The 15,746-nt window shown below is 71.8% G+C and carries 16 protein-coding genes; 3 read left to right on the forward strand and 13 right to left on the reverse strand.

Translation table 11 applies throughout. The features are described 5' to 3' along the window. From WA670_RS29395 to WA670_RS29405, 3 genes are read right to left on the reverse strand one after another with little or no spacing between them, the layout of a single operon-like run. Entirely contained in the window at positions 1-834 is an 834-nt protein-coding gene (locus tag WA670_RS29395) for an ABC transporter permease (protein ID WP_336159477.1), read from the reverse strand. After that, positions 831-1,769 (reverse strand): ABC transporter permease, encoded by a 939-nt coding sequence (locus WA670_RS29400; RefSeq protein WP_336159478.1) that lies wholly within the window; start codon positions 1,767-1,769, stop codon positions 831-833. The genes WA670_RS29395 and WA670_RS29400 overlap by 4 nt, the downstream gene beginning before the upstream one ends. Then, positions 1,766-3,268 carry an ABC transporter substrate-binding protein gene (locus tag WA670_RS29405; RefSeq protein WP_336159479.1) on the reverse strand — a complete coding sequence of 501 codons (1,503 nt, stop codon included), beginning with the start codon at positions 3,266-3,268 and terminating at the stop codon, positions 1,766-1,768. The genes WA670_RS29400 and WA670_RS29405 overlap by 4 nt, the downstream gene beginning before the upstream one ends. A 171-nt stretch (positions 3,269-3,439) precedes the next feature. Between WA670_RS29405 and WA670_RS29410 the strand changes: the two genes are divergently transcribed. Then, on the forward strand, positions 3,440-3,907 hold the full coding sequence (locus WA670_RS29410) for a hypothetical protein (protein ID WP_037820679.1): 468 nt from the start codon (positions 3,440-3,442) through the stop codon (positions 3,905-3,907). Between the two features lie 35 nt (positions 3,908-3,942). Here the strand turns inward: WA670_RS29410 and WA670_RS29415 are convergent, their stop codons facing one another. Both WA670_RS29415 and WA670_RS29420 read right to left on the reverse strand, forming a co-directional pair. Continuing rightward, a complete protein-coding gene (locus WA670_RS29415) occupies positions 3,943-4,995 on the reverse strand; it encodes a LacI family DNA-binding transcriptional regulator (RefSeq protein WP_134730013.1) in 1,053 nt (350 codons plus the stop codon). Between the two features lie 105 nt (positions 4,996-5,100). Continuing rightward, positions 5,101-6,078, reverse strand: a complete 978-nt coding sequence (locus WA670_RS29420; RefSeq protein ID WP_336159480.1) for an NAD(P)H nitroreductase — start codon at positions 6,076-6,078, stop codon at positions 5,101-5,103. Positions 6,079-6,290: 212 nt separating this feature from the next. Here WA670_RS29420 and WA670_RS29425 point away from each other — a divergent pair, with 212 nt between their 5' ends. Next, positions 6,291-6,752, forward strand: a complete 462-nt coding sequence (locus WA670_RS29425; RefSeq protein WP_336159481.1) for an SRPBCC family protein — start codon at positions 6,291-6,293, stop codon at positions 6,750-6,752. Here the strand turns inward: WA670_RS29425 and WA670_RS29430 are convergent. From WA670_RS29430 to WA670_RS29465, 8 genes are read right to left on the reverse strand one after another with little or no spacing between them, the layout of a single operon-like run. Next, the gene (locus tag WA670_RS29430; RefSeq protein ID WP_336159482.1) at positions 6,743-8,323 is read right to left on the reverse strand and encodes a phytoene desaturase family protein; all 1,581 of its coding nucleotides are present in this window, start codon (positions 8,321-8,323) and stop codon (positions 6,743-6,745) included. The genes WA670_RS29425 and WA670_RS29430 overlap by 10 nt on opposite strands. A gap of 4 nt (positions 8,324-8,327) precedes the next feature. Next, positions 8,328-9,398 carry an NAD-dependent epimerase/dehydratase family protein gene (locus WA670_RS29435; RefSeq protein WP_134730007.1) on the reverse strand — a complete coding sequence of 357 codons (1,071 nt, stop codon included), beginning with the start codon at positions 9,396-9,398 and terminating at the stop codon, positions 8,328-8,330. A 52-nt stretch (positions 9,399-9,450) separates the two neighbouring features. Then, a complete protein-coding gene (locus tag WA670_RS29440) occupies positions 9,451-10,683 on the reverse strand; it encodes an NAD(P)/FAD-dependent oxidoreductase (protein ID WP_336159483.1) in 1,233 nt (410 codons plus the stop codon). Beyond that, positions 10,680-10,991 carry a 2Fe-2S iron-sulfur cluster-binding protein gene (locus tag WA670_RS29445; protein ID WP_336159484.1) on the reverse strand — a complete coding sequence of 104 codons (312 nt, stop codon included), beginning with the start codon at positions 10,989-10,991 and terminating at the stop codon, positions 10,680-10,682. Before WA670_RS29445 ends, WA670_RS29440 begins: the two co-directional genes overlap by 4 nt. A gap of 1 nt (position 10,992) precedes the next feature. Beyond that, entirely contained in the window at positions 10,993-11,886 is an 894-nt protein-coding gene (locus WA670_RS29450; protein WP_336159485.1) for a fumarylacetoacetate hydrolase family protein, read from the reverse strand. Beyond that, entirely contained in the window at positions 11,883-13,058 is a 1,176-nt protein-coding gene (locus WA670_RS29455; RefSeq protein WP_336159486.1) for a helix-turn-helix domain-containing protein, read from the reverse strand. The genes WA670_RS29450 and WA670_RS29455 overlap by 4 nt, the downstream gene beginning before the upstream one ends. After that, the gene (locus tag WA670_RS29460) at positions 13,055-13,897 is read right to left on the reverse strand and encodes a polysaccharide deacetylase family protein (protein WP_336159487.1); all 843 of its coding nucleotides are present in this window, start codon (positions 13,895-13,897) and stop codon (positions 13,055-13,057) included. The genes WA670_RS29455 and WA670_RS29460 overlap by 4 nt, the downstream gene beginning before the upstream one ends. Then, complete coding sequence (locus tag WA670_RS29465; protein ID WP_336159488.1) at positions 13,897-15,123, reverse strand: cytochrome P450; 1,227 nt, start codon at positions 15,121-15,123, stop codon at positions 13,897-13,899. Before WA670_RS29465 ends, WA670_RS29460 begins: the two co-directional genes overlap by 1 nt. A gap of 267 nt (positions 15,124-15,390) precedes the next feature. Here WA670_RS29465 and WA670_RS29470 point away from each other — a divergent pair, with 267 nt between their 5' ends. Beyond that, positions 15,391-15,720, forward strand: a complete 330-nt coding sequence (locus tag WA670_RS29470; protein WP_051171685.1) for a hypothetical protein — start codon at positions 15,391-15,393, stop codon at positions 15,718-15,720. The last annotated feature ends 26 nt before the right edge of the window (positions 15,721-15,746 follow it).

Here is a 15,746-nt window from a genome sequence, read left to right on the forward strand (position 1 = left end):
TCAGCTCTTTCCTTCCGTGCGGCTGACCGTCCGGGCGACGGACTCGGCGACGAGGTTGCCGCCGAGCGCCATCATCAGGATCAGCGCGATCGGCGCCAGCACGGGCAGCGGCGCGGCCGCCAGACCGTCCTGGTTCTCGCTGACCATGAGCCCCCAGTCCGGAGCGGGCGGCGCGATGCCGAAGCCGAGGTAGTTCAGCGAGGCGATCGCGGTGACCGCCCACACCAGCCGCATTCCGGTCTCCACCATCAGCGGCGACGTCACCCCGGGTAGTACCTCGCTGAGGACGATCTGCCGCCCGGGCAGTCCGTTCGCCTTGGCCCACAACACATATTCGCTGTCGAGCACCGGCAGTGCGGCACCACGCAGCACGCGCGAGACGCCGGGCGCGAACGCCACCCCGACGAGCGACGCGGTGAGCAGCGGGTGCCGGCCGAACGCAGCCACGAAAACCAGCACGAAGATGGTCTCCGGGAAACTCAGCACGACGTCCATCGCACGCATGAGGACGGTATCGGCGACCCCGTCGCGGTAGGCGGCGGTCAGGCCGATGAGTGCGCCGAGGACTACGCCGATGGCGGTGGCCAGCAGCGTCATCCAGGTGAGGGTGCCGCCTCCGGAGAGCAGGCGGCTGAGCACGTCCCGGCCGAGAAGATCCGTGCCCAGCGGGAATTCCGCGCTCGGTCCCTCCAGCGGCGGAGCGACGATGGCGGTCGGCGGCCACGGCGCGAGCAATGGGCCGAAGATGACGATAAATGCCGTAGCAGCAAGCAAACCGAGCCCCAGCCGGGCGCGTCCGGTCCGGACCGCGCGGCGCACCACCGAGATGCTCATCGGCTCCGCCCTGCCGCGGCGAGGACGTCCGCGAGGAGATTGCACAGGTAGTACGTGGCGGCGAGGATGAGCACGCACGCCTGCAGGACCGGCAGATCGTGCGAGTTCACCGCGCTGACCAGCGCCGTGCCGAGCCCGGGGTACGAGTAGACGTATTCGACCACCACGACGCCGGTGATCGTGACCGCGGCGACCAGACCGGCGGCGGGCAGGCTCGCCGCGATCGCGTTGGGCAGCGCGTGCCGGAAGAGGATGCGGCGGCGGCTCAGTCCTTTGAGGACGGCCATCTGCACGTACTCGCTGTCCAGCGCGTCGATGACCGAAGCGCGGACGAGGCGTCCCAAGTACATCACCCCCATGAACGCGAGCGTGGCGACCGGCAGCACGAGTTCCGCCGGATGCCACCACGGCAGGTCGCCGGGCGGGATGTCCGAAACCCCCGGCAGCACCCCGAGCATCGAGGTGGCGAACAGCGCGATCAGCAGCATTCCCACGACGAACGGCGGCAGCGCCATGCTCAACGACGTGACCGCGACGAACGCTTTGTCCGCGAAACTGTCGCGGCGCGCGGCGCTCAGCACTCCGGCGACTACCGAGAGCGGGAGGATCAGCAGCATCGAAATGAAGCCGAGGGTGAACGAGTTCAGGATCCGCGGTCCGAGGATTTCCGAGACCGGTTCCCGGTTCTGCAGCGACACTCCCGGGTCGCCGGTGAGCAGCCCGCCGAGCCAGCGGCCGTACTGCGTCACGAGCGGCTGGTCGAGCCCGAGCTGATGCCGCAACGCCGCGACTTGCTCGCCGGTGGCGTCCTTGCCGAGCACGATCCGGGCGACGTCGCCCGGCAACGCTTGCGTCACCAGGAAAACCAGGATCGAGACCAGCAGCAGCACGAGCACGCCGAGCGCGAGCCGGCGCGCGAGCCAGCGCGCGGTCATCCGACGGTCACCCCGGTCAGGAACGACAGCGGGCGGCCGTTCACGTCCGGCACCAGCCCGCGCACGGCCGGCCGGTGCGGCATCAGCACGTCGGAGAACGCGGGCGTGATGTTCGGGCCGCTCGTGTACTCGATCTCGTGCATCCGGTTCATGAGCGGGCACTGGTCTTTTTCGGGCGAGGAGAACAGCTTTCCCGCGAGCTTCACGAACGCGGGGTCGTTCCAGTTTGCGCCGTTGCCGATCCGGTCCGGCAGCAGCGAGCCGAGCACGGACGGCAGGTAGGGGACCGGGTTGTAGTCGACGTAAGCCGGCCACTTGCCCCATTTCGCCAGCAGTTCCGGCGTGGGGACCACGTTGACGCTCACCTTCACCCCGGCCTGCGCGGCGTTCTGCGCGAAGACCTGCGCCAGTTCCGACATGCCCGGCAGCAGGCCGTCAGTGGTGATCGCAAAGGCCAGATCAGTCTGCCCGGCCTCGGCCAGCAGCCGTTTCGCGGCCGCGACGTCCGGAGCGCGCTGCGGGATGTCCGGCGCGGCACACGGGGGCGCGGTGGTCTCGTAATCGTTGGCGATCCGGGCGTAGCCGCTGAAGACGTTGGACACGATCTGCTGCCGGTCCACCAGCAGCCGCAAAGCCTGCCGGACCCGGACGTCGCTGAACGGCGGGACAGCGGTGTTGAGCCCGATCCGCAGGCTGAAGTTCCCTTTGCTGTCCAGCAACTGGATGCCGTCCCGGCCGACGAGGGACTTCGCGATCGTCGGACTCGTGTTCGAGGCGATGTCGACCCGCCCGGACAGCAAGGCGTTCGCCTGCGCCTGCTGGCTTTGGTACTCGACCAGCTGGACCGCGTTGAGCTTCGGTTTCTCGCCCCAGTAACCGTCGAACCGCTCCACTGTGGACTCGCGACCGGGCGCGAACGACTTGACCGCGAACGGCCCGGTCCCGATCGGCTTCGCCGGCGCCGAACCGGTTTTGGTCATCGGCAGCAGGACGCTCGCCCAGATCTCCTTGAACGGACTGAACGGCTCGGTCAGTCCGACCCGGACAGTGAGCTTGTCCACCGCCCGGACCGAACCGGGGTCGATCATCTGGATCAGCGCCAGGCCTTGGGCGGCATGCGCGGGATCGCGCAGGTACTTGATGCTCGACACGACGTCGGCGGAGGTGAATTCGGTGCCGTCGGTGAACTTCACGCCGGGGCGCAGCGTGATCGTCCACTGTGTCCGGTCGGCGTTCGAGGTCATCCCGGTGGCGAGCCTCCATTCGGCTTTGCCCTCGGGGTCCAAGGCGGTGAGCCCCTCGAAGAGCAGGGAGCTGCGCAGCTCCTGGATCGGGCTCTGGGTGCCGACGTAGGGATTGAGGCTCTCGCCCGCGTCGGCGGAAACGGCGACGCGAAGCGTGTTCGGCCCGCCCGCGGCCGCGTCGTACGGCGGGCTGCAGCCGGCGAGTAGCGCGACGGCGAGCAGGAGGGTTGGCAGGCATCGGGGTCTGCGCGACACTGGGGACCTCCAGGGAAGCCAGAAATCTAAGCGTTTAGATCTGCCGAGCGTCGCCACAGGGTACGGCCAGTTCCGGCGCGAGGGAAGAGTCTACAAGTGGAGAAGCTAATCGTTTAGAGTGAGCTCCGGCCGGACCGCGACGTCCGGCGGAGCAGAGGAGGAAGCAGCCCCATGACCAGCCCGTACGAGCGTCTGTTCGTGAGGAAAATGCCCAACTGTCTCGACGATCTCGTCAACGAGGGAGCCGCGGCGGGCGTCGTCGAACCGCCCAACGTCGGCGAATCGCTCGCCCTCATGCGCGCGAAGGAGGTCCCGGAGAGCAAGATCCACCTCACCTACACGTGGATCAGCGAATGCGACACCCCCGTGCAGTGGGTCAAGGAACACCAGCACGACTACGACGAGGTCCTGATCTGGCACGGGAACAACCCGGCGGACCCGGACGACCTCGGCGCGGAGATCTACCTCGACATCGAGGGCTTCCGCCACGTGATCACGACCAGCGGTTCGGTCTACCTGCCCGCGGGCACGCGGCATTGCCCGCTCGGCTTCACCCGGGTGGATCGCCCGTTCCGGTTCAGCGCGCTGTCGCTGAACGCGGAGTACGCGTCGGACGAGCACAACACTCTGGCGGTTTAACGGATCGCCCCGCCGTGGTGACCGCGGCGGGGCGGTTATCCGGTTGCGGTGGCTTTGGCGTGCGCGGTTTCCTCGGCGGCACCGGGTTCGCAGCCGCAGGTCACGCCGATGCTGAGCGTTCCGTCCAACACGGACGAATCACCGCGCCCGTCGAGCGCGTCGAAAGCCCGGACCGCGAATTCCTCCAGCGGGACGCGGACCGTCGTGAGCGGGACGTCGCCGAGGCGGGCCTCGCGGGTTCCGTCGAAGCCGACGACCGCGAGGTCTTCCGGCACGCGCAGACCCAGGCTGTGCGCGATGCGGATGGTCACCAGCGCCTGCTCGTCGGTGGTCGCGTAGACCGCGCGGATCCGGCGGCCGCTCGTCAGCACCTCGCGTACCGCGCGGCCCGCTTCGACCTTGTCGAACGACGTCCGGACCAGCCTGCCTTCGGTGGGCAGCCCGGCGTCCGCCATCGCGCGCCGCCAGCCGCCTTCGCGGCCTTCCGCCGGTCCTACCGCGAATTCGCCTGCCACGCACAGAATGTCTTCGTATCCGTGGCCGAGCAGGTGTTCGGTGACGAGCCGCGCGCCGTCGAAGTCGTTGAACGCCACGCTGGGCGAATCGTCTGGCGCCGCCCATTGCAGGTACACGCACGGCGTTTCGGTCGAGAGCCGCGGCTTTTCGCCGGTGGTCACGAAAATCCCGCGTGGACGCAGTTCGGAGAACGCTTCGCCGTACTCGTCGGCGAGGCCCGGGCGGTAATCGGTGTTGCCGAGCAGGGTGAGCAAACCCCGGCGGCGGCCCTCGGCCTCGAGGCAGCGCGACATCTCGCCGAAGAAAGCGTTCGCGGTGTCCGGCACCAGCAAACCGACCAGATTGGACCGTCCGCCGCTCAACGCGCCGGCGAGCGGGTTGCGCCGGTAGCCGAGCATCCGGATGGCGTCCTCGACCTTGCGCCGCGTCTTTTCCGCCACCGGACGGGGTCCGTCGTTGAGGACGTAGCTGACCACTGCCGTCGAGGTCCCGGCCAGCCGCGCGACATCGGAGAGAACCGGCCGGCGCCCGGGACGCTCGGCGCGGGGGAATTCGCCGGTTTCCGCTGCCACAGTGCCACTCTAAAGCACCGGCGCGAGAGCCGCGTCCATCCGGCACAGTGGGAAGTGGACGGCGCGGCGGTGACCGAACTTTCCGCCGACCGCGGGCGAAGCGGGTCAGCCGCCGTACCGCGCCGGTGCCTGGAGCGGTTCGAGGACGTCGTCGACGCTGGCGTGCGACCGCGTCCGCTGGAGCCGTTTCACGCCGACCGGCGGCCGTCCCACCCACAGCACCGCCTGGGGCGCGTGCCCGAGCGTGACGCGTTCCGCGAGCGTCTCGCGCATCCGGCGGCTGGCCCGGCTCAACCGGCCGGACGAGAGCCCGTGGACGGTGGCGGTCAGCAGTACCGAACTCAGCGCCTCTCCCGCGCGCAGCCACGCGAGGTGATCGTCGCCGGGCGTGCTGAGGACGACCAGCGTCGCGCCGTCGCTTCGCGGTTCGGCTTCGCTTCGAGGGATCCGGTATCCCGCGGCTGCGCGGACGAGGACGCCTTGCGGAGCCGCGAGGGATGCGCTTCGCGCATACGCCCCTTCCCGAGGCAGCTGAGCAGGGACCCGTGCGCCTTCGCCGAGCGCGGTCATGAGGTATCTGCGAACCGCGCGGTCTTCCACTGGGTGCAAGACCGCGCCTTCGCGGGCGGCGGCTTGCGAAAGCCGGTCAAGGCAGTCCGACGGCACGGGCCGTCCGCCGCACGGCCGTAAATCCTCCCGGCGGCGGGCGATCGACGTCGCCAGAGCAGTCTCTCCGGGAGCCGGTTCGCCGGGATGCGGCGTCACGACGGCCAGGTGGCCCGGTTCCAGCGGGCACGGCAGCCGGTCCACCGTGCAGGCCCAGCCGAGACCGGCGAAGGCGACCCGGAGGTGGTGCAGGGCCGCGCCGCTGGCGAGCGTCTGCCATCGCCCGGCGGAGTCGTTGGCGGCTCGCCAGTGGGCCGGGTCCGCGTACAGGTGGAGGGTGCGGTACCCGGTGCGCCAGTGCCAGAACGGGGCGTCGGAGGCGCCCGGCGCGAGGAGAGCGGCGGCCACCGCCGCCTCGACGGCCGCGGGTCCGGGAACCCGCGAACTCGCCAGTGAATTCGGCCGTGAATTCGGCATTGTTGCTTCCCGCTCGGGTTGGGGGGAGTGCGTCCGGTCGGTGCCAGGCTCCATGGTGCGCTCCCTCGGCGGCCCGCGATAGAGGCCGGGGTTCATCAATTCGGAGCGACCTGCGTCCGCGAAGCTCGCGGTCCTCGCGTCCGGGCGGCGGCCCGGCCCGGAGTTTGCCCGTCTCCTCCGGGGGAATCCGGCGGGAAACGAGGAGGAGACGCATGGTCGAAGTGAGCCGGACGGTGCCCGCGCCGCCGGAAGCGGTGTTCGAGGTGCTGGCGGACGGCTGGTCCTATTCCGGCTGGGTGGTGGGCAGCTGCCACATCCGCGACGTCGACGCGAGCTGGCCCCAGCCGGGCGCGCGGATCCACCACAGCGTCGGCGGATGGCCGGTCCAACTGGAGGACACCACGGTGGTGCTGGCGGTCGAACCCGGCGTTTCGCTGGAGCTGGAAGCCCGGGGCGGCGCGCTCGGCACGGCGCGGATCGAGCTGTCGCTGGCTCCGGACGGCGAGGGCCAGACGGTCGTGCGGATGGCCGAGCGGGTGACGAGCGGGGCGGGCGGTTTGGTCCCGGAAAGCGTGCTGGCACTGGTGCTGGGGCCGCGGAACCGCGAGTCGCTGGCACGGTTGGCGGCGTTGGCGCTCGGGCGGTGGAGGGGGACCGGAGAGAGTCAGCCGTAGACGGCCCGGTTCGCCGCGCGGATCACCGCGGCGTACCCCGGCCCGAGCAGGTGCTCGCGGGCCAGCGCGGCGCGGGCGGCGTTCGCGCCCGGCCCGCCGTGGACCGCGCCGCCGGGGTGCGCCGCGGCGCCGGCCAGGTACAGCCGGTCCACCGGCGTGTCGGCCCGACCGAGCCCCGGCACCGGACGGAAGAACAGCTGCTGGTGGATCGCCGTCGTGCCGCCGTTGATCGCGCCGCCGACGAGGTTCGCGTCGTGGTCGGCCAGGTCCGCCGGGCCTTGCACGCGGCGGGCGAGGATCAAATCCCGGAACCCCGGGGCGTTGCGCTCCACCGTCGCTTCGATGCGTTCGGCCTGTCGCCGCACCGTGTCGCGGTCGCTGCCGCGCGGGACGTGCGTGTACGCCCACACGGATTCGGTACCGGCGGGAGACCGCGTCGAATCCGCTGTCGTCATCTGGCCCAGCAACAGGAACGGCTGCTCCGGCACCCGGTCCCGGGCCAATTCCGCGCCGAAAGCGGACAATCCGTCCTCATCGCATCCTAAATGGACGGTTCCGGCGCCGCGGGCGTCCTTCGCGGTCCACGGGATCGGCTCGGACAACGCCCAATCGAGCTTCACCGTCGCACTGTCCCATTCGAACACCCGGAGATCCGCCAGCAACCGCGAAGGCAGCCATCGCGGTGCGACGAGCTTGCCGTACAACGTCTCCGCGGTGACGTCCGCCAGCACCGCCTTGCGAGCCCGGATCGGCTCGCCGTCCGCGCAGCGCACCCCGACCGCCTTGCCGCGCGCCACCAGCACCTCAGTCACCGGTGTTCCACAATGGACAGACCCGCCCTTGGAACGGAGCCTGCGCACCATCGCGGCCACCAGTTCGCTCGCCCCGCCCTCCGGGACCGGGAATCCGACGTCCTGGGCCAGCATCCCCAGCAACCAGCCGAAAACCGCGCTCCCGGCGTTGTCGACGGAAATGTCGCTGTGCGCGGCGTTTCCGGACAGCAGCAGTCGAGCGCCCTCGCCCTCGAACCGTTCGCGGGCGAATCGGCGGGCGGGCAGCGTGAGCATCCGCGCGAGCCGCAGCACCTCGGCGGTTCCGGTGCGGCGCAGGAACCGGGCACCGGCGCGCACCGGCGGGAACGGAGTGAACAGCGCGTCCAGGAATTCGTCGCGGAATCCTTGCCATTGCGAGAAAAGCTCCCGCCACGATCGGGCGTCTCCGGGAGCGAACTGCGCGATCGATTCCGCGGTGCGGTCGAGGTCGCGGGAGAGGACGGCGCAGCGGTCGTCCGGGAAGACGTGCGCGAGCGCGTCCGGCGCGTGGAGCCAGCGCAGGCCGTGCTCGGTCAGGTCGAGGCCGCGGAGCACCGGGGACGCCGCGCCGAGCGGGAAGAACGCGGCGCACAGGTCCGAACGGAAGCCGGGGGCGGTGATCTCCTCGGTGCGCAAGGCCCCGCCCGGAGCGGGTTGTTCCTCCAGGACCACGACCTCCCAGCCCTCGTCGGCGAGCAGGTTCGCCGCGACGAGCCCGTTGTGCCCGGCTCCGATGACGATCGCGTCGGCGGTGTGCACGGGCTCAGGCCTGCGACTGGCGGGTCGGACGGCCCCGGCCCAGCGCCCTTGCGCGGTCGAGGAGCCCGGGGCGCGACGAGGCGAGCGGGGCCGACGGCGCGCCGTCCTTCCGGCGCATCCCGGCGACCAGGTCCTGGACGGTTTCGGCCGAGCTGTACCGCGGCGTCCAGCCGAGCACGAGCCGCGCCCGCGAGGCGTCGACCAGCGCGGCCTGATCAGCGAGCTCAAGCCAGCCAGGGTGCAACGGCTGGAGCCCGGCCAGCCAGGCCGCGCGAGCGACCGTCCGCGCGACCGGCTTCGGTACCGCGATCCGGGTGCCGCCGACGGCATGCGCGAACGCGGAGGCGTCGAGTACGTCCTCGGCGGCGAGGTTGAACGGGCCGACCGCGCGCTGCTCGAGAGCCAGCCGGAACGCTTCGGCGACGTCGTCGGTGTGCACGGCCTGGAGCCGCAGACCCTGCCACAGCGGCACCGGCGAGAACCGGCCGCCGATCAGGCGAGGCGGCAGTGCGGGCGGGAGCAGCCACCGGGTGAATTCCCCCGCCGCTCGCCGTTGCAGGATCGCGCACGGGCGCATCCACGCGACCGCGACGTCCGGGTGCGTGGACGTGAACAGGTCCAGCGCGTCTTCCAGATCCGCTTTGCCCCGGCTGTACGCGCTGGCCGCGATCCCGCGACAGGGCCAGTCCTCGGTGACTTTCTCGTCGTTCGGCTCCGGTGCGTAGGCGGCTGCTGACGACGCGCACACCACCTGTCCGACGCCTGCCTTGCTGACCGCTTTCAGGACGTTCGCGGTCCCGCCTTCGTTGGTGCGCGCCATCGGCGGGTCGCTCCAGGCGGGGGAGATGGCCCAGGCCAGGTGCACGACTGCGTCCGCGCCGGTGAAGATTTCCGTCAGCAGTTCGTCGGCATCCGGCGCGCCGATGTCCACCGAATGCCATTCCGCGCGCGAGTACGGTTCAGCGGCGCGATCCGGCACCCGGCGGGCGGCACCGGCGACGTCGTGGCCGGGTCCGAGGGCACGCAACAACGCGGTGCCGACGTTCCCGCTGGCGCCTGTGATCACGATCCGCATGCGGGCCGTTTACCCGCTCCGCACTGGCGGAAACGTCCAGGTGCCGAGCGTCTCAACCGGTTCGGGCGGCTACTGCGTCGGAGAGGCGGAACTGCGGGTCGCGCGCGTCGTCCGGGCTGAGGCGCGCCTCGCCGGCGAGGAGGCGGCGCGCGGCGACGTGGTCGACCGGCCGGTTCACCGACTCGACCGCGACGAGCCGGCCGCGGTGGAAATGCAGGACGGAGAACGCGTCGTCCCCGGCGAGGCGCACCGTCTCGGTCTCGCGGTCCGGCAGCAGCCCGGCGATCTGCAGTTTGGCCGAGAACTGCTCGGTCCAGAACCACGGCACCGCGTCGAACGGCACTGTCCGCCCGGCGAGGCGGGCGGCGAGGACGCGGGCCTGATCGGCGGCGTTCTGGACCGATTCGAGCCGTCGGCGGCGTCCGTCGCCTGCCGGGAACGAGGCGCAGTCGCCGACCGCGGAGATCAGCGGATCCGACGTGCGCAGCGCGCCGTCGACCTCCACTCCGTCGCCGACCGCCAGTCCGCACTCGCGGGCGAGCCCGGCTTCGGGCTCCACACCGATGCCGAGCACCACGAGGTCGGCCGGGATCCGCGTGCCGTCGGCGAGCTCCACCTGCCGGACCCGGGTGTCGCCGCGGAACGCCCGGACCGTCGTGCCGGTCCGGACGTGCACGCCCTGTGCCTCGTGCAGCGCACGGAAATGCCCGGAAATCCCGGCCGACACGACCCGCTGCATGACCCGGGGCAGGCTTTCCACGACCGTGACCGCGCAGCCCCGGCGGCGCGCGGCGGCGGCTGCCTCGAGTCCGATGAACCCACCGCCGACCACGACGACATCGCGCGCCGCGGCCAGCGCGTCCCGGACGGCACGGGCGTCGTCCGGGACCCGCAGCACGCGGATCCCGGCGAGCCCGGATCCCGGCACGGTCGTTTCGCGCGCACGGCAGCCGGTCGCCAGGACCAGTTCGCGGTAGCCGAGCGATCCGCCCGACCCGAGCCGCACGACGCGCCGGTCCCGGTCGATCCGGGCGGCCGTGTCGCGCAGCAGCGTGATGCCCCGCGCCGCGTAGAACTCCGGTTTGCGGAACTCCAGCCGCGGTTCGGTGTCGCTCAGCAGCATCGCCTTGGACAACGGCGGCCGCTGCACCGGCGGGCCGTCGAGCCGGTCGACGAGGACGATCGGGACGTCTGAGCCCTCCTCGCGCAGGAACAGCGCGACGTGGAAACCGGCGTGCCCGCCGCCCACGATCACGACCGGAGCGGTGCCTGGCGTGCCGGTCACTGTTCTTCGGGCAGGTCGACGAGCACGTCGTGCTCCGGTGCGGGCAGCTGGCAGCTCAGCCGGCTGGACGGGCGGCGCTCGGACGCCGTGCAGTTCAGCATCTCGTCCTCCGCCTCGCCCATCGGCGGGAAGTCGTCCGCGGCGTCCTCGGGGACGTAGACGTGGCAGGTCGCGCACATGGCGTTGCCACCGCATTCGCCGACGATTCCCTCGACGTCCCCGTCGAGGGCGGCCTGCATCAGGGGAGTGCCCGGCGGCACGTCGACGGCCCAGTCGCCGTCCGGCGCCCGGAAGATCACCTTCGGCACTTCAGATCCTCTCCAGCGAGTGCTCGACGACGGGGGAGCGCATGCGGCCGAGCCCGTCGATCTCGGCCTCGACGACGTCTCCGCCGGCGAGGAAACGGGGCGGGTCCAGCTGGAAGCCGCAGCCCGGCGGCGTGCCGGTCAGCAGGACGTCCCCCGGGCGCAGCGCCATCGACCTGCTGACCGACTCGATCAGCCCGGCGACCCCGACCGCCATGCCCGCGGTGGAGTCGTGCTGGCGGAGTTCGCCGTTGACCCACAGCCGCAGCCCGGCCCCGACGGGGTCGAACTCGTCCGGGGTCGCCAGCCACGGCCCGGTCGGGCAGAACGAAGGGGACCCCTTCGCCCGCGCGATCTGGAACAGCAGCGGATGGTCCGCGCCCGCGCCGAAGGCGACGTCCCGCGCCGTGACGTCGTTGGCGACCATGTACCCGGCCACGTGCTTCAGCGCTTCGGCGCGCGGGATCCGTTGCCCGCCAAGGCCGATGACCACCGCCAGTTCGACCTCGTAGTCGAGCTGGCGGGTCTCCGGCGGGCAGACGATGGGGTCGGCCGGGCCGCACACGCTGCTGGCGGGCTTGAGGAACACGACCGGCTCGCCCGGGGGCCGCGCGCCGAGCACCTCGCCGCCGTGGGCCGGGTAGTTGAAGCCGATCGCGATGACTGTGCCGGGACGGGGCACCGGCGGGCCGAGCCGCGTCCCGGCCAACGGCACCAGGTCGGTGCCCGCGTGTCCGGCGACCGCGGCCCGCACCAGCGGTTCGGCGACCGGCCAGCGCGCCAGCAGTGCGCTCCATCCCCCGGCGAACGCGGCTCCGCGCAGCGGAAGGATCGCGTCCGGCCGGACCAGCACCCCTGGTTCCTCCGCCCCGGGCGGTCCGAAACTGACGAGCTTCACGGGTTCCTCCTGGCTTCGGTGACGGCCGCGAACGACAGCGCCAAATCGGTGAACGACCGCACGTCGAGCCCGGTCAGCTGGTGCCATCGGGAGAGGCGGTAGGAGACGGAGTTCGGGTGCAGCGCGAGCGCGGATCCGGTGCCGCGCAAGGTGAATCCGGACTCGGCGTAGGCGACGACGGCGTCGGCGAGATCGGGCTGCTCGCGCGCGATCCGGGCCGCCGGGTCGAGGAGAGGGCCGATGAGCGGGGCGAGATCGGGGATCGTGGCGCGGAACCATTCGGTCTCGAACCGGACCGCCGCGCGGCCGTCGGCCTCGGCGAGCCGCAGGGCCCGCGCGGCGTCGCCGAGGCCGAGCCGGATCCCGGCCGGGCCCGTGCGGGCGAGCCCGATGCCGAGCGGCCGGTTCTCGCCGCCGACTTCGGCGGCGAGCGCCACGACGTCGTCGACCGCCGCGCCCTGGGACACGACCGTCATCAGCCCCGCCCGCGCGTCGACGTGCAGCACCCCGGTGATCCGCCGTCCCGCGCGCTGCAGCGCGTCGACGGATTCGCGCGGCCACCAGCGGCTGCCCGCGACGAGGACGGTGAACTCCCCGTCCGGGTCGAAGGCGAGTTCGCGCATCACGTCGGCGATGCCCTCGCCGGGCCCGTCGGCGTGCAGGAGATCGAAAAAGCGCGCCCGCGTCTCGCGTTCGTGCTGCTCGCGGCCGCCCTGCTGAGCCACGTAAGCGTCCACGACCGCCTGGCTCATCGCCTGCGACCAGTGCGCCATCGGGCCGACCAGTTCGACCAGCAGCGCCTCCGAGGCCAGCTCCGATCGCCGCAGCGCCTCCCACAAATCCCGGTGCGCGTAATGGAAAGCGGCCAGCACGTCGTACACCGGCATGTCGTAGTACGCGCGCCGCCGGGCGGAGGCGCGGATCGATTGCAGCACTTCGGGATCCGGCGGTGACCCGGCGGCGAGGCTGCGCGTCATCGTCCCGTAGAGCGCCCGGACGTTCCGGAAGTGCTCGTCCTCCGGAAGCCGCGCGTACGACGGCAGTTCGGCCCGGATCCGCGCGACCAGCCCACGCGCCAGTTCGTCCAGCGTGTCCTCGACCGACGCCCAGAACCGGTCGCGGTCCACCGGTCCGGGGACCGCCGACAACCGCGGCCGGGACGCCTCGCTCACCACGCCGGCACCCGGTCGACGTGGGCGGCGGCGGGGAAGTCCGCCGGATGGCTGCGGACCCAGTCCGCGATTTCGTCGGCCCGGGCGAGCCAGACGCGGTCGTCCGCGGCCAGCCGGTCCACCAGCGTCCCGATCGCCGCGACCCGGTCGGGGCGGTCCTGCCACGGCACGTGGAAGATCAGTCCGGTGCAGCCGCCGGCGGCCGCCGTGTCGTCCACGATCGCCGCGTAGCCGTCGAGAAGTCCGCCGGGGCCGACGGGCTCGTCGCCGGGCGGCTGGCGGAGCCGGGTGAAACCGGGGATGTAGTAGGCGCCGTCGACGCCGTGCCAGGGATACGGCAGAAGCGGAAGCCTCGCCGCGTCGCCGATCGCGGTCCCGAAGGCCGTTCCGGCGAGCGAGACGTAGTCGAAGCCGTGCTCGGCCAGGAGGTCGATCGAGTGCGATCCGAGCAGTCCCGCAGGAGGCCGGGCGCCGCGCGGGCGGATGCCTAGCTCGACGAAGGCGTCCAGGCTCAGCCGGAGGGACTCGTCGATCTCCTCCGCCGACGAACGGTGCCACGGCTCGTGCAGCCAGCCGTGCCAGCCGACCTCGTGGCCCGCCTCCGCGATCGCGCACACCGCGTCCGGGTACTGCCGGAAATTCCACGCCTCCACGAAGAACGTCGCGGAGTACTGGTGAGCGGCCAGCATAGTCAGCAAGGCCGGAAGCTCTCGCGTCACGCTGTGGTGATCGCCTGTCGGCTGGGCCGAACCGAGCTGGATCTCGGCTGCTTCGCCGAGGTGGTCGAACGTGACCGCGACCGCGCACTGCGCGCCGCCGGGGCCCCACCGGCCGCCCATCACCGACCCCGGGGCGCGACGTCGAGCCGGGAAATCATGGCGAAAGTCAGGTCGGTCGTGCGGGGCGGTTCGGCGTCGCACAGTTCCAGATCGGGCAGCCGCCGCGGCAGTTCGCGCAGCAGGATCTCGCCCTCCAGCCGGGACAACGGCGCGCCGAGGCAGAAGTGCCCGCCCGCGGTGAACGCGAGATGCCGGTTGTCGGGGCGGCGCGGGTCGAACGCGTCGGGCCGTTCGAACCGGGCCGGGTCGCGGTTCGCGGCGGCCAGCCCGAGCAGCAGATGGTCGCCCTCGGGGATCGGGATTCCGCCCAGTTCCAGGCCGGCTCCCGCGTAGCGCCACACGAAATGCACCGGGGCCTCGAACCGCAGGTTCTCCTCCCACGCCGCCCTCGCCGTCGACGGGTCGCCGGCCAGCGCGCGGAACTGGTCTTTGTTCGAGGTCAGCGCGTAGACCGCGTTCGTCATCGCGACCATCGTCGTGTGGTAGCTGGCGACGAAGAACCCGACCAGGGTCACCACCAGCTCCGTCCGCGACAGCCGCTCGCCGTCCGCCTCCGCGAGCAGCAGCGCGCCGACCGGGTCGTCCTCGTCGAGCTTTCCGCGCAGCGTGTCGACGATGTCGCCGATGTAGTCGAAATAGAACTGCGCCGTCGCGTCGGCTTCCGCGAGCTGTTCCGGCGTGATGTCGCCCTGGCTGAGGACGGCGTTGAGGCCGGGCATGCGTTCCAGGACCGTCGCGGCGTCGGCCATCGGCGCGTGCAGCAGCCGGCACGCGATCAGGGCCGGGATCTTCATCGCGTACTCGCGCACGAAGTCGACCACGCCGTCGCGCCCGGCCAGTTCGTCCAGCCCCGCGGTGACGATCTCCTCCACCCACGCGCGCATCCGCTTGACCGACCGCGGCTGGAACGCGGGCGACGCGAGCTTGCGCAGCCGGGTGTGCGCGGGCGCGTCGACGTTCGGCAGGGAGAACCGGTAGAACTCCGCCGCCGGGCCGGAGCCGATGTGCGCCGGGAACTCGCCGGGGTGCGGCTGCACCGTGTTCGCCGGGGACTTGAGGACCTTCTCGACCTCGGCGTACCCGGTGAGCAGCCAGGAATCCTGCCCGTTGACCACGGTCCGCGCGACCGGGGCGGCCTCGCGGAGACGGCGGTAGGCGGCGTGCCGGTCGGCGCCGAACGCCGGGTCCGACGGATCAAGGCGAACGACTTCTGCGGCGTTGGTCATCACGAAATCCCCTTCGATCTCGCTCGGGCACCCGGGCGTCTGCCCCGACGATGCTAAGCAGCGGCCCCGACGCGCGTCATCGGCGAAAACACGAAAATCGCCGCGTCCGTTTGTGCCTTGTCCCGAAGCCGGGAGCGGCCCCGAGACGCCGGTCACCCGCGGTCCAGTCCCATTTGACACCCGATGCGAACACATGTTCGACTCCCGTGCGGGCCGCCGGGAACCGCGGGCGGTCCGGGAGCGGGGAAGCGAGCAGGTGAGCCTGAGGTGAGCGAGTGGCCGTCGACGGTGCGGAAAGTGGATCCGCCGATTCCGGTGTGGGTGGGCGTGCGCAAGCTGCTCGTGCTCGGCACCGAGATCCTCGCGCCGCGCGACCGCGCCGGGCTGCGGATCGAGACCGAGCACCCCGGGCTGCTGTTCGAATGGGCGCGCCGCGAGGACGGCGGGCTGCTCGGCTGGGTGACCTACCAGCTCGTCACCGGCGACGAGCAGTGGTCGCGGCCGGTCAGCCACTACGTGCCCGCGCACCTGCTCCGCCGCCGCGGACCCGCACGCCGTCACCAGTACGGCGACTACCGGCCCCGGACCCACGGATGACCGCGCCCGGGTAGTAATTTCCCTTG

The organism is Amycolatopsis sp. VC5-11 (genome assembly GCF_037034185.1).
GTDB classification, from domain to species: Bacteria; Actinomycetota; Actinomycetes; order Mycobacteriales; family Pseudonocardiaceae; genus Amycolatopsis; species Amycolatopsis nivea.